This window comes from Tessaracoccus sp. O5.2 (assembly GCF_964266725.1).
GTDB classification, from domain to species: domain Bacteria; phylum Actinomycetota; class Actinomycetes; order Propionibacteriales; family Propionibacteriaceae; genus Arachnia; species Arachnia lapidicapta.
Genome location: NZ_CAXWGV010000012.1, coordinates 1 through 23371 on the forward strand (window position 1 = coordinate 1; position 23371 = coordinate 23371).

The window sequence follows — 23371 nt, forward strand, 5'->3', positions numbered from 1 at the left end:
CTAGTACCGCGTCAGGCAACCTTGGCCCTCTTGATGATTGCGGCTCGTTTGAGGACTTTGCGGAGTCGTGGGTCGGTGGCGTGGGAGTTGCGCCAGATGATGTAGCGGCGGATCAGGCTGGCTTGCTCCCGGTGGGTGTTGTGGTCGGTGCCGTCGAGGGCGAAGTAGCGCAGGCCGGTGAATTGCGCCTCGATCCGGTTCAGCCAGGAGCCGTAGAACGGTACGAAGGCGAGCTCGACGTTGTTGGCTGCGGCCCAGTCACCGACGCGGGTGTCGGTCTTGGTGGAGCGGTGCGGGCTGAAGTTGTCGAGCACGATCGCGATCCTCGTCTCGGGTGGATGGAGCGTGCGGAGGTAGCGGCAGAACGCGAGGAACTCGGTGCGGGTCTTGCGGGTCTTGATGTGTCCGTAGAGACGGTCGGTGGACAGGTCGTAGCCGGCGAGGAGGTGCCGCACTCCGTGTGGCCGGTTGTAGGTCGCTCGGCGCCGCCTCCGCCGGGGAGAGTCCTGGGTGCCGTTACCGGTGGCGACAGGGGCCCACTGCTTGCCGGGGTGGGGCTGAAGGTTGAGGGGTCCGAACTCGTCCATACACATCACCACGGACGGGTCACCCGGTGCGGGTTCCTTGCGGCCATCGGCGATGGCGTACAACTCCAGGACCCTGTTCTTCTTGGCCTCGTAGTCAGGGTCGGTGCTGGTCTTCCAGGTCTTCACGGCTTGGAAAGGAGACGCCTTGGTCACGCAGCAGCTGCCTGAGCCCTTCGTGAGAGATGTCTTCGACCACCCCCTGAGCGACCAGGTAGTCGGCCAGTTTCGACAGTGACCAGGTCGAGAACGGGAGCCCGTGATCACCGGGCCTGGCCAGGGCGATCTGTGTGATCGCGGCCCGATGCGCGGTGGTGAACTTCGGGGGCCGGCCACCGGCATACTTCGGGCGCAGCGAGTCGAACCCGTCGGTGTTGAAGTTGTGGATCACATCACGGACCCGGTCGGCGCTGGTGAACGTGACCGCCGCGATCTGCGGAGCTTCCATGCCCTGGGCCGAGAGCAGCACGATCTGCGCTCGGCGCCAGGTGACAACCGACCCTGAGTCGCGCCGTACTATGCGCAACAGCCGGTTGCCCTCGTCGTTGGTGATTTCCCGGACCCGAACACGTTCGGCCATCGAGGACACTCCTGAGGGGAAGAACAGGAACTGACCTCCGCACGATCCCGCGTCCCCGCAACCCAGCAGCGGACCCTGCCCGGTGTGTCAGCCAACAGGGCAAAGGTTGATGGCCGCGGTACTAGGTGGGGTAGCGTTCGAGGCGAAGTCGCACAGGCGCGGCAGTATCCGCCCCGGCAGCGCACAAGGAGCCGACATGAGCAACGGGATTCAACTATTCACCGACGGCGAGGGCCTGGCAGTGATCGGCGCTGCGCCTGATGTCGAGCGATTCCTTCTCGATCAGGGCCTCGACCGGATGGAGCCGAAGGTCCTGGACGTCCGCCGACTCGGATCACTCCTTGGTGGCGGAAGTGCTGCGGTCCAAACCGGATCAGAACTGGCAGCCAACTCCGGCCGCTGGGTCAAGCTCACCGCAGAGTCCGCCGAGGCGGTCAAGCGATTCGGCCTGATGCCCAGCAAGACTCGCGGCGTCGACCACGCCATGATCGGTAAGCCGGGCGAAGTCCAGCGATGGCTCCAGATTGCCAAGGCGCCCGGTGCTCTTCTCACCGGACCGTTGGCGCTGTCCGCGCTGGCCACGATGATGCAGCAGCAGGCCATGCAACAGCAGATGGACCAGATCGTCGAGTACCTGCAAGAGATCAACGAGAAGGTCGAGGACATCCTCAGGGCTCAGAAAGACGCGGTCCTGGCTGACATGATCGGCGTGGACCTGATCATCGAGGAAGCGTTCACTGTTCGCGAGCAGGTCGGCAGGGTTTCGGACGTGACCTGGTCGAAGGTGCAGGCCACCTCCATGGCCATAGCTCGGACGCAGGGGTACGCCCTCCGCCAACTCGACGCCATCGCGGAGAAGCTCCAGAAGAAGACCACCGACCTCGGCGGCCTGGCTAAAGAAACCAAGGCGGCTGAGCCGAGGGTGCGGGAATGGCTGACGGTTCTCGCCCGCACTTTCCAACTCCAGGATGCTGCCTCTGTGCTCGAATTGGATCGAATGCTCGATGATTCGCCTGCGGACCTCGACCGTCACCGACTAGGCCTGGCCGCCGCGCGCCGCAACCGCCTCGACCTCGTCGCTCGCAGCACCGCACGCATCCTGGAGCAGATGACAAGGACGGTCGGCATGGCGAACTCCAAGGTGCTCTTCAATCCCTTCGACTCGCCGGCTGCCGCTTCGTCGAGCGTCCTCGTGGCCAGTGGCGTCGTGGACTTCCGTCGGATGCTCGGCATCGAAACTGAACATGAGTCCGCCGTCCTCAAGCGGTGGAGGCAGGCCGCCGGAGAAGCGGTCCAGAAGGCGGCTGCCGCGGGCTCCGAGAGTGCTGCAGCCGTCAAGCGGTTCGGTGGCCAGGGATTCGACAAGGCCACTGGGGTCTTCCGTGCAGTGGACATCGATGGCGACGGGGTCCCGGATCAACCGCGTGCTGCCGCGGCGGTTCAGCAGGCGGGTCAGGCGCTGAGGGGCGCCGCGGGCTCGGTCGGGGGTGCGATTGGAGGCTTGTTCAGGAGGAAGTCAGACGACGCTCCATCGATCGAGGAACACCGTGAAGGTGAATCCGTCGACGGCAGCTGACCGGGAAGGGCTCCCGGGTCCCGTACGCGTCTCGGATCCGAGGACCCTATCCCCTCAGAACGCTTGGATTCCTGACGAGGTACGTGGCCAGCCCTTCGATGTCGGCGTAGATCGTGGCGAAGCGATACCCGAACCGATCTTCCAATTGGCGGCGGATTTTGGGCTTGGCGCTCGCGGTGATGCGGTACGTGAACACCAGACCTTTGGACAACGGTCGGGATTCGGGTCTGATCCTCGCCAGCCTCAGCGGGATAGACGCCACCTCGCGGGTCTGTGCGGCGGTCCAGGTAGACGCTTCGTCAGGATTGTGTCGGGGCATGGCGTTGACTGGCCCATCAACTGGGACGCCGTCGAGCAGGAACGCCGCGCTCTGGGCGGGAATTCTGGCATGCAAGGCAGGGGGAAGCCATACTCGCCGACCCAACCCGGTTCCCCAGTCCCTCGGGTTCTGGAAGTAGGCGTTCGGATGCCAGCGGGGCGAGTTGCCACTCCACTTGGTGTTCAGCTGGATCTTTCCCTTGACGGTGAAAGCAAATAGACGGGCGTCCTTGTCCGCGTCGACGTCGGAGGCGACGGCGAACCACGCTGCGATGAGGGGGTTGAGGGTGGCATCGATCAGTCTCGTGGGAACTCCCACGTGTTGCATGCGGGCGAACAGCGGAAGTGCTGGGATACCGTCGAGCCGCCAGTCCTCCCGGGCGAGAGTCAACAGCCGGCGCTCCGCGGCAACCAAGTCCTCTTCGGTCGGTACTCTCCGCAACTGCTCCGCCACCTGTCGGTAGAGGGAGCTGAAGAGACCCCACGACGCGTCAGCCTGGCCGCGCCAAACGAACTGCTCGTGCAGATAGGCCTCGCCCAATTGATCGACCGCGGCGTTCAAGGCGTGCCAATCGTCGATGAGTGTCTCGTAGGGCGCATAAAGGGGGGTTGCGTCTTCGCGCAGGCCGCCGGTGGTCAGCATGGCGCGATCCTTTCACACAGGGCTTCCTGTTGTTCCTCGAGCGTCACCGAGGTGAGGCATGGTTGGGGTATGGCTGCTGACCAGACCTACGCAAGGTTCGCCGACCTGCCTCTCGATGAGCTGGTCCCCCTGACGGCTCTCACTGGGGACCCGCACAGATACGGCGACTTCGCGGAGGGTAGCTACTGCTCGACGTGCGGAAAGAACTCTGCCAGACGCGCACGGGCCGACCTGTGGATGATGCGGCGCGAGTGGGGCGACACATTTCACACCCGGTTCTATTGCCGCGAGCACTTCCCTGACGGTCACGCGGACGGCCAGGGTGGCGGCCGGTCACGGCAGCCGGTAGACGAGGTCACGTGCCCGAGTTGTTTTCTGCGGACTCCATCGGGAGATGACTGCAGCAACTGTGGAGCGTCACTGGCCGGAATGTGACCCGCGCTCAGAGTCGCCTGAGCAGCCGATCCGCAGCTGCTATCAACGGTGGCGGCGCTCGGTGGGCGGCAAGGCCGCCTTATCAGCGGCACGGCGGTGGTCGCTGAGCCTGCGAGCGACCGTCATGACGGCCAGATCCTCCGGGAGCATGTCCGAGAACTTCAAGTCCTGGATGGCTCGGTCGCTGATCTCGGGCTCGACACCGGTCAGGTCGTCGCCGTACTGCTGCCTCGCCAGAGCGAGAGCCGCCCGCAGCTCGGCCATCGTCGTGTCGCCGCGAAGCACCACGTGATCGTTGGTGAACGTCGACACGGGGTCGCAGTTCTTCGGCGCCACCCGCTCCAGGGCTGCCCACAGCACGGCGTTGGCTCGGCTTCCCGCCCATGTCCACCACCGGGTATCACCGGACTCGTGCAGCAGGACAGTGCGCTGGGCGTCGACGCGGTGCGCCATCTCGAAACGGAGCTCGTCCAATCTCTGGCGGGCACGCCTGCTCAGCTCCACCCCATTCGGTTCGGCGCCCAGGAGGACGCGTCGCATGGCGTCGACGAGTTCGAAGCTGAGCGGCGACGATGACCCCATCCATCGGGCCAACCCCACGCCCTCCGACGGCTCCACGAACGCCCGCCGCCGATCCCAGTCGACCGACGTGACCACCCACGATCGGCCAGCCAAGGCCAGCCGCCGCGGTCCCTGCACCTTGGTGAGCAGGACCATCGGATCCACGGTCCCGATCTCGGTGCGGCCATGCAGCACCGTCACCTGGGGGTCTGAGGTGAACACCGACATCAGTTCCATGAAGTGCCGGCGGCCGTAGCGTCCCTCGGCCTCGGGTCCCACCATCAGCATGTCCTGATCGCTGTCCAGCCACCCCCGCTCGAGCAGGGTCGCGATCAGCCGCTCCTCATCGCCCGGGTCCACAAGGGCGAGGTCGCCGATCCAGTCCCGCCACGTCTGCCGGCCAACCCGGCCCTCTTGGAGCGTGATCGCCAGCACCTGCTGAGCCGCGATGTGCACGGGAGTCGGTGGGGCTGTGATCGACTCCACGAATCCCTCGGACCACAGCAGCAGCAGGGCAGCGGCCCGGAGTAGTTCGGTGTCGCTGCTGGCGAGCAGAGTCATGTTGCGGCTGGTCCCCGGGCGTCGTCCCGTCCGTCCCAGCCGCTGGAGGAGCGACGCGACAGTGGTGGGAGCCCCCACCTGTAGAACCCTGTCCAGGTCGCCGACATCGATGCCCAGCTCCAGCGTCGAGGTGGCGACGATCACGCAGTCGCGGGCCTCCGCGAAAGCCGTCTCAGACCTCCGTCGCTCGGAGGCCGACAGGCTCGAGTGTGAGACGTAGGTGTCGACGGCGAGCTCACCCAGCCGGACACCCAACTGTTCGACGGTGCGTCGGGAGTCGGCGAACACCAGGCGCTTCTCACCCCGGTGCAGCAGTGAGACCACTGTGGCCGCGTTGTCGATCGAGCCGACGAAGTCGAGCGTCACCTCGGCCTGAGTCGCTGACTCCGGCGGTGGTGCGATGACGACCCCCGGCAACCCGGTACGTCGGTTCGAGCCCTGTATCCAGCCGAGCAAGTCCTCGGCGTTACCCACCGTCGCGGACAGGCCGATCCGCTGCAGTGGACGGCTGCTGAGGTGGGTGAGCCGTTCCAGGACGGCGAGCAGATGCCAGCCCCGGTCGTCGCCCGCAAAGGCGTGCACCTCGTCGACGATGACGGCCCGCACGTTCGCCAGCAGCACCCGCGGGTCCAAAGTGCTGGAGACAAGCATCGCCTCGATCGACTCGGGGGTGGTCATGAGAATGTCCGGCCGCTCCACGGCGATGCGACGCCGCACGCTCTGTGCAGTGTCCCCGTGCCGCACGGCGGCGCTCCTGCCGAGCCATTTGGCGTAGGAATCGACGCGGTGCTCCAGGTTGTTGAGCAGCGCGCGGAGCGGGCAGATGTAGAGCACGGAGGTGCCCGACCAGGTTTCCGTTGCCATCCGGGTCAGCATCGGGAACACCGCCGCCTCGGTCTTGCCGCCGGCCGTGGGCGCGAGGAGGAGGGCATCCTTGCCAGCGATCAGGGGCTCAACAGCGGCGTCCTGAAGTGGCCGCAGGTCGCGCCAGCCCAGGGTGTTGACGATGTGGTGCTGCACCACTGGATGCAGGGCGTCGAATCCACTCATCAGTGGGTGTCGAGCTCGATCTCGTCCAGCGAGGCGGCGCCGCGGGCGGCGTTGCGCTCCACAGCGGTGAGCTCGCCGGCGTCGACGGTGAGCGCGTAGTGGGTGCGCGGGTCGAAGTCAGGGAACTGGTCGACCCGGTCCAGTACGTCGCCCACCAGCTTCTTGAGGAACACTCGCGGTGCAACGCCCACCCTGCCCCCGAGGGATCCGGCGACGGCGTCGGCCAAGTCGCCGATGTACTGCTCGTCGATCACCTGCCGGAGGCGTTCGGGCTCGTCGGCGCCGTCCGCGTAGAGGTCGCGGACCCTGCCGCCCAGCTCGATGAGGCTCTCTCGGGTGAAGCCCGGGAGCCGCACCTGCACTGCCCGGGGGTTGTCGAAGCGGGCATCGGTGGTGAAGTCGGTGTGGACGCGCTGGGCCAGCGGTGGCAGGCGGCTGAGCCCCGAAGGGCCCTCGAAGAAGGCCGGGGTACCTGTGATCAGGAGGTACAGGCCGGGGTACCGGCCGGAGTCCACCTCATCGATGAGCTGTCGCAGGGCGTTGAGGGCCTTGTCTCGGACGTCGCCTCGGACCCGCTGCAGCGTCTCGACTTCGTCGAGGACGACGAGCAGTCCGGGGTGTCCGGCGTCCTTGAGGACGGTGAGAAGGCCCTGGAGGAAGGCCATGGCGCCGAAGTGGTCGAGGTCGCCTCGGAGGCCGGCGCTGCGTTTCGCGGAGGCTGCGACGTGCGGCTGGCCGCCGACCCATGCGGCGAGTCCGTCGGCGGTGGCGACATCACCGGTCAGCGAGGCCGCGCGGTAGCCGCGCAGGGCCTGAGCGAACGCGGGGGTCTTGCTGGAGACGGCCGCGAGCCGCGCCTCCATGAGCCGCTCGACGGCCGTGGACAGGGCGCTGTCTGAGGCGTGGAGCAGCGCGGGATCGGCCTCCGTGGCGTCGGATTCGAGGGTGAACAGCCAGCCGTCGAGCACCGACCTGAACGCGCTGGGCGGGACCGTCGCGGTGCGCAGCGACTCGGTGATCCGTCGGTAGACGGTCTCGAGCCGATGCAGAGGTGTTTCGGTCTCGCTGATCTGAACCTCTGCCGTCGCCCAGCCCAGGCGGAGCGCTCGCTCGGCGAGGTGTCGGGTGAAGAAGGTCTTGCCGGAGCCGTATTCGCCGCGCACCGCCTTGAAGACGGCGGATCCGCCGGACGCAGCGGCAAGCTCAGAGTCGAGAGACGAGCCGAACCTGTCCAGCCCCACTGCCAACAGGTCCAGCCCGTTCGCGGGTACCGTTCCGCGGCGCAGAGCGTCGATCACTTCACGACGGCGACGCGGGGAGACGTCCCCCATGATTCGTCCTCCTCGGTTCATGCGTCATCCGAACCTATCGGGTTCGCCGGCGACCGACGCCGAGAAGGGCGTGACTCTGCGGCGCACGACCGCGTCGGCATCCATTGGCCCTCCAACTGGACTTGGAGCGTCGACGCCAACTTCCAAGTTTCGAGGCCGAAACTTGGACCTGCCCTCGCAGCCAGTACAGAGACGGCCGACCACGAAAAAGACAAAAAGACCTGGCTCCCAGAAGGAACCAGGTGGGTTATGGGTCAAGTCAAGCCCAGTATGCAGATTCTGTCAAGGTGTCGCTCACCATCCGCTCGGTTTCCGGAATCCTCCGGCAGGGTCTGGTAGTTGGTTCTGCGTGAAGTCCTCGGGCCGAAGGTTGCGGTTCCAGTGATGAGATGAGCCAACGGTTCCGGGCGCGACGAGATCGGCAACAGCCCTGCCGCCGCGCGGGTTGATGACTCCGACGGGCACTCTGCTGCGCGCGAAGGAGACCGCGAACTTGAGATCTGAGTCGTTGGACACGACGATGGCCGCGTCAACTGTCCCGGTGAGGACGTCGATCAGGAGGTGGCTGGCCACGTTAACGTCGCTGCCCTTCTCCTCGTCAGATTGGTAGGAGACCTTGAACATGGCTCCGCCAAGGGGCTTCCATGAAGGGTCCATGACGATAACGGGCCCCCCCGATGTGACGGGCTCCGGGGCCTGGCCCCGTTGCTGCGTTGCGAGCGGTGCCTGCTTGACCCGGGACTTGTAGATGCCGTATTCGATGTGGTCCACAGCGCTGGCTGACTTGATGGCGCTCAGATAGATGTCCTGATCCGTGGCAGCTGTTGGGTTTCTGACGCCTGAGATGCGGGCCGTACAGTAGACGACTCGGTCCACCGTGGCGTTCATCCAGGTGTTAACCGTCTGAGTGTGCCCGGCCTGTACCGCAAAGCTAAGTTGATGCGCCAGCGCCCCCTCAACCATCGTGCGGGGGTTGAACCATTTCCAGGGGAGGGTGCCACCCCCACAATGGCGGCGTCCGCCGTAGTAGAGGTTGTAGCCGTCGATGTACACCCCAATACGCATGCGAAGACAGTAGCGGGCACGCTGCGCACATCGGACTCGCCTCCGGTCACCTCAAGCGGATGGCTAGCCCCTCGCCTCGGGCATCAGGCTCGGACGCCGTACTGCTCCGCCAGCAACGAGGCGTCGAGGGTGACGGCCTGGGTGGACGCCTCGGTGGCGACGACGGGGTAGCCCTCCACATTCAGCAACTTCGACACCTGGCTCATCACCATCGAAACCCTGTTCGCCGGAACGCCCAGCAGCGACGCTGCACGGGTGGCGCTGAGGCGACGGTCGGGCGTCGAGGTGAGGGCGTCGACGAGGGCGGCGACGGAGTCGTCGGTGACGGCTACTCGGCCGACGAGCTTCTTCTGCGAACGGTACGTCGTCGATTCGATGAGCGCCCGGCCCGCGCCGCCGGCGACGGACGGTTCCGGGACGGAGGAGAACAGGTCGGGCTGCGGGACGTCCGGCACCTCGACGGGGGGCGAGGGGGCCGCGACGGGGAGCGTGGGTGCACCGGTCAGGTCCCACCACGACGGCTCAGCTACCGGGGCGGCGGCGAGCTTGTGGGAGAGGGTCGACGGCGCCAGCAGTGCGACAGGAACAACCACCTCGGCCGGGGCTGCGCCGCCGTGGTAGCCCGCCTTCAGAGGTCCGTAGCGGAGCCGTTCGTTGACGGCCAGCACCGCCTCGTGCCCGTCGGCGAGGACGCGAGGACCGGACACGAGCACCTCGTCGGGTGCGGCCGGAGCGGACGCAGTGCGGTATCGGCCGCCGAGTCCGGTCCCGCGCTGTTGCCCCCGGCGTCGCTCCACGACGTGGCCGTGGTCGCTGGTCAGCACCACGAGTCGACCCGCCGCACGCGCGGCACGAAGGAGCGGTCCAAGATGCTTGACGGTCTCGGCGGTCCAGTCGGTGCCGCCCGGGTCGGTGCGGTCGAGGGCGTCGTCGATGGTGTTGAGGACGCATCCGACGAGGCGATGGCGGTCAGTGTCGGCGATCGCGAGGCGGACGTCGTCGGCGATGGCGAAGCCCTGACGGCCGGTGTCGAGGCCCTTCTTGTGGAACAGCGGGGCCTCGCCCAGGCCCTTCGCCGAGGTGAAGGCGGCGAAGTTGCGGCGCTCGGCGTCCTGCTGGCCGCTCGTCAACCGACCAGCTAGCAGCGAGGTGCGGCTCATCTCCGTGACGCTGGGCAACACGGCCAGGGCGGGCGTGCGCCGGTCGGCCCCGGGGACGAGGCACTCAACCAAGCCGAACTCCACCTCGGTGGTGGCGTGCTGGATGATCTCGGTGGCCACGCCGGCGCTCATCCCGTCAAGCACCAGCAGCAGCGTCGGGTAGTCACGGGCCAGGGGCGCGACGATGTCGGGCAGCACCTGCTCCAGGCCGCGCACCCCGGCGAGCGAATCACCGCAGCCCTCGCGTGCCAGGGCGGAGGCGAACTCCAGGTCATGGGCGTCGCGACGGGACTCGACGGCGCGCAGCACAGCCTCGAGCGCCGAGGCGAGTTTGGGATCGTCGACCCCCGCCTCGGCGTCGTTGACAGCCGAGTCCACCCACGCGTCCACCAACAGGTGACGATCGGCCAGAGCGGCGAGCGCCGAAGGCGACTCGTCGTCGGAGGTGGCGGTCAGCCAGCGCACCAGCCGCACCCCGGCGCGGGCGGGGGCAACGCGGGTGTCGCCGTCGACCAACTCGTGCTCGGCGACTCGCGCCCACGCCGATTCCAGGGCGGAGATGTCGCCGTCGGCGCCGTGGCGAAGGGCCTCGGCCAGGCCGCGGAGGCGGTGGGTGAGCCCGGAGCGCAGCAGGGTTGAGGCCTCGGTGAGGTGCTGGGCCTGCGCCGAGTTGAGGAGGTCGTCGGCCTGGGCCAGGAGCGCGGCGCCGGTGCGTGCGGTGGCACTCGCACCCAGCAATCCTGACAGCACCACCCGCGAGAGCCGGCCGGCCGCGGCGAGCGACTCGCGGGGCACCGAGCCCCAGCGGTGCTGGAGCCGGGCCAGGGCGAGCTCTCCCTCGTGCCGGTCGCGGGCGTTGAGCAGGCAGTCGACGGCGACGCCGAGCGGCACGAGGTCGTTGACGGTGCCGGTCCGCAGCAGCGCGGCGACGAAGGGGGCCGCCTCGCCGGAGGAGTCGGCCACCCAGTCGAGGATGGCATCGACGGTGGTCTCCCCGGCCCTGCTGCGGAGCCGGGCGATGGCGGCGGGCAGCGAGGCGTCGGTGGACCAGTGGAGGACGGCGATGAGGTCGACCGGCCCGGCGGGCAGTCCCAGCTCGGCGCGGGCCGCCGACGACAGCGCGTGGTCGCGGGTCAGCACCCCGGCGGGGGCTGGCGGCCAGCCGTCGGTGGGGGCGAGCTCGAGGAGACCGGAGGCCACGTCGCGTGCGTTGCCGAGGCTGAGCAGGCGGGCGTCGACGCTGTGCGCGGCGAATGCCTGCTGCACGGCCTGCCAGGGGTCGGGGTGGCGGAGCCGCTGCCAGATGAGGTGGGACAGGAGGCCGGCGCCGAGGTCGTCGTCGCTGCGGTCGGTGACCACGACGAGCCAGCCGTCGGGGTCGGCTCTCCGGATGGCCTCGCGGAGGGCCAATGCCGAGCCGGCCGGGACGATCCGCACGGTCTGCCCGCCGAACTGGAAGGTGGTCTCGCGGGTGGCCTCGGGGCGGGCCCGCACCCCGATCACCCCGTGCGAGTAGTTCTTGTGACGGGCCTGCTCGATGAACGCGCGCGCGATGGCCGGGGTGACCGCCGCGCTGGCGGCGACGTCAACCGTCATTCGACCCGCCACTCCACGACGACGTTCTCATCCGGGTGCTCCTCGACGAACTGGCCCAGCTGCCGGGACACCTCGGACAGACCGCCCCTCCCGCGGAGGCTGGCCCGCCCCGACGTGCCGGCCTTGGGTGGAACGGGTGGCGGCGACACGGGCGGAACGGGAGGCATGGGGCCTGGGTTGCCCCGGGCGAGCCAGTCGAACAGCTCCCGGTCCGCGTTCGTGATCGCGGGCGCAAGCTGGGTGGTGAACTCGTCGGCCAGGAGCGCCTCGCGCAGCCGGGTCAGGATCCCGGCGGCCTCGTCGGCCCGCTCGCCCTCGCCAGAGGAGGCGGTGATGAGGGGCTCGAAGCGGTGCCAGTCGTACCCGGTCACCTTGGCCGCGACAGCGCCCGCGCTCGCCAGCGACCGGCCGGTGGCCGTCGCCTGGGGGATGTCTGCGGCCGCGAGCCGCTTGATCAGCGGCAGGCCGTTCAGCCCGCGCAGCACTTCGCACAGGTCCGCGGCGGCCCGGGCGGTGGCCAGCCGCTGGTTCGGCCGCGACTCGTCGAGCCCCACCGACTTCCCGGCCGCCTCAAGGGCCGTGACCAGCCGGGCGCTGGGCTCCGACCACTCGATGGCCTTCGCGCGCACGGCCTGGGCCAGGTTCGCCACCGCGCTGGGTGTGGCGTGTGTGGAGCTGGTGAGCCCGAACAACGAGCCGGCCAGGCGGATGGCCGTGGCCCACTCGTCCTCGCTGGGCATGGGTTGCTCGCGCAGCTCCATGTCGTCGCGCAGCGCACCGGGCTTGGGGGCGTCGATCGTGGCGCCGTGGTGGTACCAGGCGCGACGGCGCAGCGCCGCCCAGGCGAGGATCACCAGGTCGGCCACCTCCCGGGTCAGTCCGACCTTGGGCTCCATCGCGGCGATCCAGCCGCGCACCTCGCCCACGGTGACCGGTCCGCGGGCGTCGGCGTCGCGGGAGCCGAGCCGTCGCTCGAACTCCGGGCCCCAAGCGGCGAAGTACTCGTCTCCCATGAGGAAGTGCGTCTCTGCCGCCTTGCCCACGCCCAGCGGGTTCGCGACCCGGCGCGCGGCAGCGGCGTCCGATCCCAAGGGCACCCGGTTTTCGCGGTCCGCCAGCGCCTGCTCGACGTAGGAGTACGCCACCTGCAGCTCGCGCGGGCGCACCTCCTCGTCGCCCGGCTCGAACCGCGGGTGCGCCGGGTAGGTGGCGGAGAACGCCTCCCGCACCAAGTACTCGTAGGCCTGCTTGAGGGTGCCGCCGGCCGAGGGTCGGGGCGTGAAGCTGGGCGTCAGCGAGGCCAGCACCTCGGGGTGCGAGGCGTCGCCCACCACGTCGCCGCTGCCCAGCGGGGACTCGACGTCGTAGGCCACCTGAATAGCCTGCCGGATCCGGTGCAGCAGCGCCTCGCGCTGCGACTGCAGGATGGTCTTCGCCTGCACCCGGCCGGTCTCGGAGAGGTGGTCGGCGAAGGACGCGTAGCGGTCGCCGGCGCCGTCGAGGAGGTAGTTGAGGATCACGAGGCGGCTGACGTCGCGCATCCGCTCGGAGCTGAAGAACCGCGGCAGCCACACGATGGTGCGCTCGTCCCAGTTCCGGGCGCGCATCTGGTCGATCCGGGCAAGGTCCTCGGCGGCGGAGTGGCCCGGGTCGTCGAACGGGTGGTCGACGACGAACCGCCACGTCGACGGGCGGGCGCGGAAGTGCTCGTCGGTCAGCCAGCCGGCGTCGCGGACGTTGCCGAAGACCAGATCCACCTCGCGGGCGGTGCCGCGCCAGATCACCTTGTGGGTGTGGGCGCCGAGCATGTCCTGCGGGCCGAGCGCGTCGAGGCCGAAGCCCTCCGCGACGAGCCGCTTGATCAGCTCGCGGCGGCGGCCGTCGTTGTCCTCGCCGCGGGCGCGGTCCACCACCGACTCGTAGTCCACGTCGGAGAGCTGCACGGAGATCAGCGGGTTGCGGCCCTCGGTCTCGACGCGGATCTCCGGCACCTGCGTGGCCCACTGCCGCACCTTGGACAGCACCACGCTGGCCTCGCCGTTGGGCAGGGGGGAGCGGATGGAGCCGTGGTTGAGCGACGCCAGCCGGCCGGCGGTCAGCCCCTTGAGGGCGGGCACGTTGGGCGCGACGGCGCTCAGCAGCAGCGTCTTCGCCAGCCGCAGGTCACCGACGAGCGCCGGGGGCAGCGGGGCGCCACTGCGCAGATCCTCGGCGGTGAGGTTGTACTGCTTGAGGATCATCGGCTCCAGCCGCTCCTTGTAGAGGCTGTTGGCGGCCCGGAAGAGGGCGGCCGAGGCCTCGTCGAGCGGCTGGTCGCCCGCGGCTCCGGTCACCAGGTAGTCGAAGGCGTCGCCGACGGGGATGACGTCGGCGATGGAGAGCTCGTCGCGGCGGTCGACCAGGAGTTGCTGCATCACCTTCAGCGCGGTGCGCTCGCGCTGCATGACGCCGGCAAGCGACCGGAGCGTGGAAACCAGCGCGGGGGAGAAGGGGTAAGTGAGCCGGAACTGGGCGGCGTCGGCGCCGCGGTGCCTGTCGTCGGTGTTGATGCCGTCGAGGAGCACGTCCCAGGATTCGGCGCGCCGGTCGAGGGTGTCGAAGGCGCGGTCGATCTCGCGCTTGGCGTCGTCGTCGCGGGGGGTGAGGAGGCGCTTGTTGGCGACGTAGGGCAGGTTGTCGTCGCCCAGCCGGATCTCCGGGAAGCGGCCCTCCTGGAAGCGGAACGCCTGGTCGAGCGCCTGCTGCTCGGCGCCGCTGGCGCCCGAGTCAGCCAGCCAGCGGCGGAGGTCCATCTGGCGGGCGATGAAGGAGACCAGCGGGATACGGCGGCCGCCCTGCCCGCCCTCGACCAGCTTGCTGATCTTCTGCGCCTCGGCGCCGAAGAACGCGTGGTCGCGGATGCGGAACGCCAGCCACAACACCAGCTCGTCGAGGAACAGCACCACGGCGTCGTAGCCGAGCGACTGCGCGTGCGCCGAGATGGCGGTGAGGCCCTCGTCGAGCCCGATGTGGGAGGCGTGCCGGCTGTAGGCGGCGAAGTACCGCTCCTGCAGGGCGGCCACCAGCTCGGCGCGGCGCGGGTCCTGCGCGGAGGCGGCGCGGGCAGCGTCGTAGCTGGCGGCGTCCCAGGTGGCGGCCCCGCCGAGGAAGGAGTCCCACACGTCCCCGGCCTCGGTGCCCTCGTTGAGGCCGTCGAAGAACGCCTGGTCTCCGATGCGACGCCGCAGCGAGTCGGCGTCCTCCAGCAAGCGGCTGGTCTGGTGCAGCAGTGGCGGGGTGGCGTCGGGGTGGAGCTCGTGGACCTGGCGGAGGTAGCCGTCGAACAGGGCCTGCTCCAGCGACTGCGCCCCCAGCAGGTGAAAGGTGAGGGGGAGAATCTTGCGGCCCTGGAGCTGGGGGTCGTGCCGGGCGACGACGCCCGCCAGCTCGGGGATGGCGCGAGCCTTCGGGGTCTGCCGGAGCAGCGCGTAGAGGACGGCCATGAAGTGGCTCTTGCCGGAGCCGAACGAGCCGGTGAGGAACGCGCCCTTGCTGGAGTTGGCCGAGATGGCTGTGGCGACGACACCCAGCGCGCTGTCGAACGCCCTGGCCAGCTCGTCGGTGACCACGTAGTCGTCGAGCGTGCGGGCGAGGTGGGCGTCGTCGACGCTCTCGGTGAGCCGCAGCACGTAGTCGGCGGTGCTGGTGGTCTCCGGGATGGTGAAGATGTCACGCAGTAGGGCGCTCACTTGGCGGCCCTCCTTCCGCGGGTGGGGGCTGGGGGACGCCACGCGGCGAGGTCGTCGACGGTGAGGCCGAGCGACTTGAGGTGCTCGCTCAGCTGCTCCCGGGCGAACTGTGCCGGGCTGACGCCGAAGGTGGGGTCGAGCTCGGAGTGCCACTGCTCCACCCACGGCTGCAGCTCGGCCAGCCCCGCGACGAGCGGGACGAGCTGGGTGTCTGGGGCCCCTTCGGCGATGCGCTCGTGGAGAATCGTGGCCAGGGCGAGGGACTGCTGCGCGTGGTCCCAGCCGGCCCAGCCCAGCAGGGGGGTGGGGTCGGTCTCGCGCCCGGCGCCGGGGTAAAGGATGAACCGCTCCTTGGGCACGTCGAGCTTGCCGCGAGCCTGCCAGTAGGAGGGCTTGAGGAAGTCGGTGGAGCCGTACTTGGGCGGGACGGGGATGGCGCCGACGGGCTCGCCGGCGTCCTCGCGGCGTTGCAGGTCCCAGGTGCGCTGCCAGTCGGCGAACTTCCGCAGGCCCGGTTCTTTGAGGCGGAGCGCGGCGAGGTAGGGGACAGCCTCGGTCTCGACGAGGGAGGTGAGCGCTGCTTCGAGGTCGGTGTCGCGGCGGCCCTGCCAGAGGTCGACGACGCTGCGGAACTCCGGGTCGCGGCCGAGCGTGTCGGCGAGCTGGCTGACCGACTGCGGCCGCACCTGGCCCTGCGCCGTGAACCACAGCGAGCGGTCCTCCAGACGGTCGAGCAGCCAGCCACGCAGGGCGCGGTCGGCCTGCTTCTCGAACGGCTCGGTGGCCCAGCGGCGCTTGTACTCGGGCGCCTCCAACAGCCGGATGGCGTCGACGGACTCGATCGCGTCGATGCGCCGCTGCACCAGCTCGCGGTAATCGGCCGGCCAGTGAGCAGGGATGTCCGTGATGGGGGTGGAGCCGTGCCGGTCGAACCAGGCGGTGCTTTCCTCGCCGGCGGCGATCTTCCTGGCCAGCACGATTTCGAAGGCGCGTTCGCCGAGTTGCACCTCGGGGGGCTCGCCCGCATAGACGAGCGCCTCGTCCAGCAGGCCGTAGGAGGCGTAGACCTCCCAGTCCAACTCCTCCTGGTGGGAGATCATCCGCGCACGAAGTGACGCCTGGGTCCGTTCCGCGTCGGCGAGCAGGGCCGCCGACGGTGTGTCGACGGCGATCCGCGCGTTCACCTGCTGAGCGGATAGCTCCTGGGCGAGAGAGTCGAGGGTGGTGGCGCGCTCCAGCGGGAAAGACGCGGGCAGCGGGAAGTCCTGCAGGGTGGTGCCGTTGAACTGGTAGCGCGGCTCCCACGCCTCGTCTCCGATTCCACCACCGATTCCGCCGTTGCCCTTGTTGAAACAGTTCTGTTTGAGCCAGAAGCAGGCCGTGGATGAGTTGAGGACGCCGAGGAGCTTGAGGTGGTCGTCCTCGGTGGCGTTGGCGGGCAGCTTGATGACCGGCGCCGTCTGCTTGAACACCTTCCCGCCCCGGTCCAGGACGAAGTGGTTGTGCGTGGCGACTTCGGCGAAGGTGATCGACAGCGGGATGCGGAGTTTGGTTACCGTCAACCGTCCGTACTCGGTCCACTGCAGTCCGGTGTCGACCTTGGTCTTTCCTCCGAACATGACGTTGTTCTTCAGGTTCGTCCTCGTTCGCCACAGCCACTTTAGGATGCTTGCGTCAGAGTCCGGGGCCATGGGACGTAGGTCCTCTTCGTAAGGAAAGATGGCTGCCGTCGTCGGGGACGTGATCCAGTCTCGAATCTCGTCACCGAGCATCATCCAGCGCGTGTAGCGCCTGTTAACGTCTCTTGTCTCCAAAGACGCTCGTGGGGCGAGATACGCCTCGTCCTCCAGGGTGAACGATGTGATCCCGATGGAAGCGGCGTGATCTGAAAGGCGCCGACCTGTGGCGAGCACCGGAACTACTGCTGCGGCTCCGCCTCCTGAAAGGCTCCAGGGGTGCTGAGCCAAGGATCGTCGAGGGAGATCGGTGGTGGAGATCCACGGAGTCTCGGATTCCGGCATTTCAATATGTTGCAGGATCGAGGACCAGACCAGTCCACGGGCAGCGTCCTGTGGTCGACCCGGCTCGCCCTGCTTCCCGAGGACGGCGCGAACATGATCGCTCACGGGGCGTTGGTTTCTGCCCACAATGATGACGGTGGGGGTCCCATGACCCGGGATGTACGCGCCCGAGGTGTCGATGATGAGCTTGAGATCCAGTGCGGCCAGGAGATCTTCGACCAGAGGGGTGCCGAATTCGCGCTTCATGAAGGCGTTGGACGTGATCTGGCCGACCCAACCGGCCTGAGTCGATCCGTCGCCTCGTTTGGCGAGCTTGAAGAGTAGTTCCATGAACGGCGCGGTCAGCTGATACTTGCCCTTGAGGTAGTTGTAGCGCTCGCGGTAGCCCGCGTTGAGGGCCTTGTCCTTGACCGTGATGTAGGGCGGGTTTGCCACCACGGCGTCGTACTGTCCGCGGCGAAGGGCGTCGATGAGTTCTTGTCTGTGTTCGGTGGAGTAGGCGAAGTCGTCCTTGTGGTCGAACAGCCCCTCCTGGTCGTGGCTGAACCACAGCGAGTCGCCGGCGAGCACGTGGATGTTGAAGCCGGGTGCGGTCTCGAGGGAGGTGTGGTCGATGGCTCTGAGGGCGGCGACGGTGAGGCGGAAGACGGCGATCGCGGCGGCGAAGGGGTTGATATCGACGCCCCACACGGCGTCGAGGGCGTTCTGCACCTGGTCGCGGCGGCCGAGGGCGGGGGCCTCGGCCTGCCAGCGGGCCAGGATGCGGCTGAAGGCGCCGAGGAGAAAGTGGCCCGAGCCGCAGGCCGGGTCGATCATCTTGAACCCGTCGAGCGGGCGGTCGTTCAGGGCCGGTTCGAGGGTGCGGTCGAGGATGAACTCCTCGACGAACTCCGGGGTCTGGAGGAGGGCGTAGGTCTTCTTCGCGTGGTCGGAGAGGTCCTGGTAGAGGTCGCCGAGGAAGCGGGTACTGAGCTCCGGGTCGGTGAAGTCGTGCAGCAGGGCGCCGTCGTCGGTGCGCTGTCGCCAGAACTCCAGGAGCCGGCCGACGGCCTGGCCGGAGGGGGAGACGGTGTGGAGCATGGCCTGGTCGTCGACCAGCCCGCGGGTGGCGGGGGTGTTGGCGAGGTGGTGACAAGCCTGCTCCACCCATTCGCGGTGGGTGTGCTCGGGGTTGCGGCGGAAGTAGGCGAGCTCCGCGTCGAGGGCCTCCTGGTAGCGGTGGCCGGGGCCGGCGATCCAGACGGGGGTGAGGAGGCGGTTGTCCTCGCAGAACCGGACGAACACCGTCGTCAGCACCCAGGAGACGGCGGCCTGGGTGATGCGGTCGTCGGCCCAGGCGGTGTAGGTGGCGGCGGTGCGGTCGCCGGAGGTGGCGGCGGCGTGCTCGCTGCGCCACGGCTGGTCAAACTCCGGCAGCGTGATCCGCTGGCGCAGGTCGTCCTCCAGGAGAAGCACCTGCTTCTTCAGATCGGCGACGAGAGCGGCGGGGCTGATCACGCGGGGTGTCCTTCCGGGGCGGGGGTGCGATGGTACGTGTCGATCCAATCGCGCGGCACCGACACATATTGATTGGGGGCGGTCAGGGGCAGGGAGTGCCCGTCGACCATGGGGCCGATGTTGCCGTGGAGCTGCGGCACGACGAGCCACACCGCCGTCGGGCGGGGGGTGGAGAGGTCCATCCAGCCGGCCAGCATGCCGAGGGCGTCGTAGCGGGCGAGCAGCGAGGCGTCGAGGAGCGCGACGGGGCGGCCCGCCGCCTCCTGCAGGGTGGTCTCGATGGTGGCGCGGACGGTGGGCAGGGATCGCTCGACCAGGGCGCGGAGGCCGTTGTGGGCGCGGGAACCGGGCTGGTCGGCGTCGGCGCCGAGGACCACGTCCCAGGGGAGCCCGGCCGCGGCGGCGGTGGCGTGGAGGGCGTCCATGAGGGTGTGGGTGAGGTCCAGCGTGACGGCGTCGAAGTGGGTGGTGAGCACGCCGACGAGGCGCTCGTGGGCACCGGCGTCTACGCCGAGGGCGACGAAGGAGCGACCCTTGCGGCTATCGATCAGCCGCTGCCCGACGGCGCCGGGGCCGGAGGCGAGCGTGGCGGGGGTGCCGAGCTGGGTCTGGAGGCGCGACTCGAGGCCGGTGGTGTCCTTGCCGGCCGCGGCGGCGGCGCGGTAGCCGCGGGCCGTGTCGTCGTAGCGGAGGCCGCGGCCGAGGCCGTCGACGATGGAGTCGAGCTCGGGCCGCTGGGGGAGGGGGCGGAGCTGGGGGAACCGGGCCTGGACGCGTTCGCGGAGTTCGCTGGGGCGGTAGAGCTGGCCGGGGATGACGGCGGGCAGGGTTGCGCGGAGCGCGGCAGCGGGGGTGAGGTCGCGGTGGTGGAGTTCGCCTGCGGCGGAGGCTCCGGTGTGCCGGGAGACGAGGGCGGCTAGCTGGGCGAGGCGCTGGCCCTCGCGGAGGTCGTCGAATGGGGCGGCGGCGCGGGGCGGGGTGGCCTGGTCGAGGACGGCGCCCAGCTGCTGGGCGGCGCGGGCGGCGGGGACGATGGCGTCGGTGCCCGACCCGTTGGCCTCGTCGACCAGGGAGTCGGCGCGGCGGCCCAGTGCTTCGGCGACGTCGAGGAGGTCGTGTCGGACGGCCACGAGCAAGGGTTGACCCTCGCGACGGCGGAGCAGCCAGCCCGCCTCGCCGTCGTCGGAGCCCTCGGCGCGTTCGCGGGCGGCCTCCCGCTCCAGGGTCCAGCGCAGGAGACCCTGGGCGAGGCGGAGCTTGGTGGCCTCGTCGGCGGAGGGTCCGGCGAGCATGAGGCTCAGCAGGTGGGTGGCGAGCTCGTCGAAGGTGGCCACGCCGCCGAGGTCGGCGAGGCGCTGGTCGACGGCGTCGGTGAGTTGGCTGAGCAGGGTGAGGGCGGCGGGGTCGGCGGCCCAGCGGTCCTGGAGGGTGGCGAAGAGCTGGCTGACGCGGCCGCGGGTGAGCGGCGGTGCGAGGGCGGCGGCCAGCTCGGCCTGGGTGGCGTTGGGGTCGGTGTCTCTGAGGAGGCCGAGGACGAGGGTGGCGAGTTCGACGGCGCGGTCATCCTTGCCCCGGCGGGCCGCGGCGAGGAGGACCTCGGCGCTGTCGTGAGGGTCGGGCAGGGAGGTGGTGCCCTCGACCACGCGCCAGATGCGCTCCCTGCTCTTGTACTTGTCCCGCCAGGTCTTCGCGTGGCGCTTGATCTCCTCGCGGGTGGCGGCCGACGAGCCGGGGAGCCGGTTGAGGCGGACGGCGTCGATCTGCGCGACGTCACCCACCGTCACCACCTTGAGCGGCTCCAGCGCGGAGATGGCGCGGGGGGTGAGGCCGGACTGGGCGAGCGGAGTGTCGGCGGTGGCCTGGGCGGCGAGCTCGTCGGCGTTGGTGGGCGGCACGGAGCTGGCGGGGAAGCAGGCGCGCCAGTCGAGGAGCATCTGAGTGGCGGTGTCGTGCCGGGCGGAGGCGTCGCGGGCCAGGGCGCGGGCGAAGAAGGCGGTGAGTTGCGCGGAGGCCGAGGGGTCGAACCGGGTGGGGTCAATGGCCGCCTCGTCGGGGATGGCGGCCGGGTCCGAGAGGCCGTCGCCGTAGACGGGCGGGTGGCCGGTGGCCATCTCGAACAGCACGACGGCGGCGGCGTAGCGCTCCGCGGCCGAGTCGTACTGGCGGCGGGCGGTGAGGAACGGGTCGAGGTAGGGGCGGGTGCCGGCCTGGATGTCGGAGGCGGCGGCCTTGGCCAGGGAGAAGTCGAAGAGGACGAGGTGCTTGGCGCGGTCGCTGCTGCCGCTGCGCTCGGTGCGGACGCCGAGGTTGGCGGGCTTGATGTCGCGGTGGGTGACGCCGGCGTCGTCAAGGACGACGAGGGTCTCCAGCAGGTCGGTGCCCCAGCGGTCGAGGAGGTCCAGGGAGAGTCGCTCGCGGTTGCCGAGGTGGGTGGCGAGGGTCTCGCGACCGGCGGAGGCCAGGAGGAGGGCACGGCGGCCGGCGACCTCCAGCGGACCCTCGATGAGCTTGACGATGCGTGGGCTGTTGACCTGCCGGAGAGTGTCGGCCTCGTCCTCCAGGCGGCGGGCGGCGGCGTCGTCGACGGCCACCTTGAGGACCCGCTCGGGCCGGTCGTCGAGGCTGAGGTCCTCCACCAGCAGACCGACGGCGGTGGAGCCGGCGCCCAGGCGGCTCTTCAGTTCGAACCGGCCGCCGAGGATGGCGCCGGGGCCGGCGTCGAGGGGATCGGCCGCCTCCTCCTGCGCGGGGCCGGCGGTGGCGGCGTCGAGGGCACCGAGGAAGGCGGCCACGTCGGGGAGACGGTCGGAGACCTGCGGGTGGGTGGCCTGGAGGATGGCGTCGCGGAGGGCGGGCGGCACCTCGGGGAGCTCGACCGATACGTCGAGGCCGCGCTGCTCGCGGAGGCGGGTGGTGAGGTCCGCGCGGTTGCGGGCGGGGAGCTGGCCGCCGGTGACGAGGTAGAACGCGAGCGCGCCGAGCGAGAAGACGTCGAGGCGGAGGCGGTCCGGGGTGCCCACCTGGATGCCCTCGGGGGCGGTGAACGCGGCGCGCGCCCAGCGGTCGGCCAGCGGGATCTCGCCGGCGAGGACGTCGGCCAGTTGGGTGACGCCGCGGGTGGCCTCGGTGTGGGTGGCCTCGTCGGTGCGGCCGACGCCCTGCCAGTCGCCGACCTTCACCTGGAGACGGCCGTCGCGGTCGGTGTTGACGAGGACGGCGCGCGGGTTGAGGCCGCGGTGGACGACGTTCTTGCCGTGGGCGTAGGCGAGGGCCTCGGCGACCTGGCGGACGAGCGCGAGCTGGTCGTCGAAACCGAGGGTGGGGCGGCCGGCGAGCCAGAGGTCGAGGCGCTGCCAGGCGGGGTCGTAGGGGTAGACGAGGCCTGGCCCGAGGTCGGAATCGACCAGATCCTCGGGGCGGAGGACGGCGTCGTGGCTCAGGTGCTGCATGACCCGCATCTCGTGCTCGGCGATGCGGCGGACCCGGCGGCGGGCCTCGTCGGGCGAGCCCTCCGGGACGGTGCGGAAGCGGATGCGGCGGCGGGTCTTGAGGAGCTTGTGGGTGCCGAGCCAGTCCTGCCAGCCCGGGCCGTCGTCGACGGGCTGGGGGTCGAGGACGAAGCTGCCTGCCTCGCGCTGGTGGGAGCGCAGTCCGATGAGCTTCATCATTCCGACGACGGCGTTCTCGCGGACCTCGCTGCCTGGGTGCGGGGTGCCGTTGAACAGCTCGGTGATGGGGGTGAGGCCGGAGGCGGCCTCGTTGCCGGGGAGGCCGTAGAGGTCGCGGCGGTCGGGCTCGGGGAGATCGACGACCAGGTCCGGATGGTGGAGGAAGACGGACTCCTGGATGTAGGGGATGACGTCGCGGGCGGGGGGCGGCGGGGAGTCGAAGCGCCGGCCGCGGCGCCAGTCGTCGTAGGCGCTCATCAGCTTGGAGCGCAGGCGCTTGGCCTTGCGGTTGGCGAGGCGGAGGGGGGAGTCCTCCGCAGCGCGGCCGTCGCGGAGCCAGGTCTGGTCGTTGCCGTGGAGGCGTCCGGAGTAGTACTTCAGCTCGACCAGGTGGAGGCCGTCGGGGGCGAGGATGAGGAGGTCGACCTCGGACCAGTTGCCGCGGTCGTCGCGGAACTCAAAGTTGGTCCAGGCACGGAACGGGGCACGCTTGGGGAGGAGGTCGCGGACGATGCGGAGGCCGTCGGCTTCGTGCGCGAACTGGGAGGGGGTGACTTCGACCCACCGGTCGTCGACCACGCAGCCCCTCCTTGCCTCGATGCTCCGAGTCAGCTTAGCCAGGTCGGGGTGCGGCGTCTCGCCGACGCCGTAGCGCCCGCTGCTATCACCCGGAGAGTCATAACTTTGAGAGGAGACGCCGTCTCACAATGAAGCACCTGCTCCCGGAACTGGAGGCTTTGGGAGTGTCGCGCGCCACCTTCGAATCTCGGGGCAGGGCCGATGATCAGCGGGATCGGCGCATGCTGGATACTCTCCGAGCGGACAGGTCTATGGGCTCCCTACTCAGGATCCAGCATCAGCCTGGCCGGAGCGACCCAGTGCTCTGGGTGCCTGACGCCCTCTGTGGCATCGTCACGGAAATGCGTTGTGGAGATCTGGAGCTCTGGGAGCTCGTCCAGGCAAAGGTCACGCTCAGAGAGATCAGCCCTTGAGAAGC

At 69.6% G+C, this 23371-nt stretch carries 11 protein-coding genes; 1 reads left to right on the forward strand and 10 read right to left on the reverse strand.

The features are described from left to right. Positions 1-11: 11 nt before the first annotated feature. Positions 12-713, reverse strand: a complete 702-nt coding sequence (locus ACFQPD_RS06050) for a transposase (protein WP_385899446.1) — start codon at positions 711-713, stop codon at positions 12-14. Next, entirely contained in the window at positions 682-1164 is a 483-nt protein-coding gene (locus ACFQPD_RS06055; protein WP_385899649.1) for a transposase, read from the reverse strand. The genes ACFQPD_RS06050 and ACFQPD_RS06055 overlap by 32 nt, the downstream gene beginning before the upstream one ends. 196 nt (positions 1165-1360) lie before the next feature. Between ACFQPD_RS06055 and ACFQPD_RS06060 the strand changes: the two genes are divergently transcribed. Then, positions 1361-2740 (forward strand): hypothetical protein, encoded by a 1380-nt coding sequence (locus ACFQPD_RS06060; protein ID WP_385899447.1) that lies wholly within the window; start codon positions 1361-1363, stop codon positions 2738-2740. Between the two features lie 46 nt (positions 2741-2786). Here ACFQPD_RS06060 and ACFQPD_RS06065 read toward each other — a convergent pair whose 3' ends face one another. The 8 genes from ACFQPD_RS06065 to pglW form a co-directional block, all read right to left on the reverse strand. Further along, on the reverse strand, positions 2787-3701 hold the full coding sequence (locus tag ACFQPD_RS06065; RefSeq protein WP_385899449.1) for an FRG domain-containing protein: 915 nt from the start codon (positions 3699-3701) through the stop codon (positions 2787-2789). A gap of 477 nt (positions 3702-4178) precedes the next feature. Then, a complete protein-coding gene (locus ACFQPD_RS06070) occupies positions 4179-6308 on the reverse strand; it encodes a DEAD/DEAH box helicase (protein WP_385899451.1) in 2130 nt (709 codons plus the stop codon). Next, complete coding sequence (brxD, locus tag ACFQPD_RS06075; RefSeq protein ID WP_385899453.1) at positions 6308-7639, reverse strand: BREX system ATP-binding protein BrxD; 1332 nt, start codon at positions 7637-7639, stop codon at positions 6308-6310. Before brxD ends, ACFQPD_RS06070 begins: the two co-directional genes overlap by 1 nt. A gap of 294 nt (positions 7640-7933) precedes the next feature. Continuing rightward, positions 7934-8704 carry a hypothetical protein gene (locus ACFQPD_RS06080; protein ID WP_385899455.1) on the reverse strand — a complete coding sequence of 257 codons (771 nt, stop codon included), beginning with the start codon at positions 8702-8704 and terminating at the stop codon, positions 7934-7936. Positions 8705-8787: 83 nt separating this feature from the next. Next, positions 8788-11460: a BREX-2 system phosphatase PglZ gene (gene pglZ / locus ACFQPD_RS06085; RefSeq protein WP_385899456.1), complete on the reverse strand. Its 2673-nt coding sequence runs from the start codon at positions 11458-11460 to the stop codon at positions 8788-8790. Next, complete coding sequence (locus ACFQPD_RS06090; RefSeq protein WP_385899457.1) at positions 11457-15188, reverse strand: DUF6079 family protein; 3732 nt, start codon at positions 15186-15188, stop codon at positions 11457-11459. Before ACFQPD_RS06090 ends, pglZ begins: the two co-directional genes overlap by 4 nt. Then, positions 15185-18706, reverse strand: coding sequence for a BREX-2 system adenine-specific DNA-methyltransferase PglX (gene pglX / locus ACFQPD_RS06095; protein ID WP_385899458.1), 3522 nt, complete (start codon positions 18704-18706; stop codon positions 15185-15187). The genes ACFQPD_RS06090 and pglX overlap by 4 nt, the downstream gene beginning before the upstream one ends. Further along, entirely contained in the window at positions 18703-22953 is a 4251-nt protein-coding gene (pglW, locus tag ACFQPD_RS06100) for a BREX system serine/threonine kinase PglW (RefSeq protein WP_385899459.1), read from the reverse strand. The genes pglX and pglW overlap by 4 nt, the downstream gene beginning before the upstream one ends. Positions 22954-23371: the final 418 nt, after the last annotated feature.

Coding starts and splice junctions, on each gene's coding strand:
- ACFQPD_RS06080 (WP_385899455.1), bottom strand. CDS start 8,704: ATGCGTATTGGGGTGTACATCGACGGCTACAACCTCTACTACGGCGGA.
- ACFQPD_RS06070 (WP_385899451.1), bottom strand. CDS start 6,308: ATGAGTGGATTCGACGCCCTGCATCCAGTGGTGCAGCACCACATCGTC.
- ACFQPD_RS06065 (WP_385899449.1), bottom strand. CDS start 3,701: ATGCTGACCACCGGCGGCCTGCGCGAAGACGCAACCCCCCTTTATGCG.
- ACFQPD_RS06060 (WP_385899447.1), top strand. CDS start 1,361: ATGAGCAACGGGATTCAACTATTCACCGACGGCGAGGGCCTGGCAGTG.
- pglZ (WP_385899456.1), bottom strand. CDS start 11,460: ATGACGGTTGACGTCGCCGCCAGCGCGGCGGTCACCCCGGCCATCGCG.
- brxD (WP_385899453.1), bottom strand. CDS start 7,639: ATGGGGGACGTCTCCCCGCGTCGCCGTCGTGAAGTGATCGACGCTCTG.
- ACFQPD_RS06055 (WP_385899649.1), bottom strand. CDS start 1,164: ATGGCCGAACGTGTTCGGGTCCGGGAAATCACCAACGACGAGGGCAAC.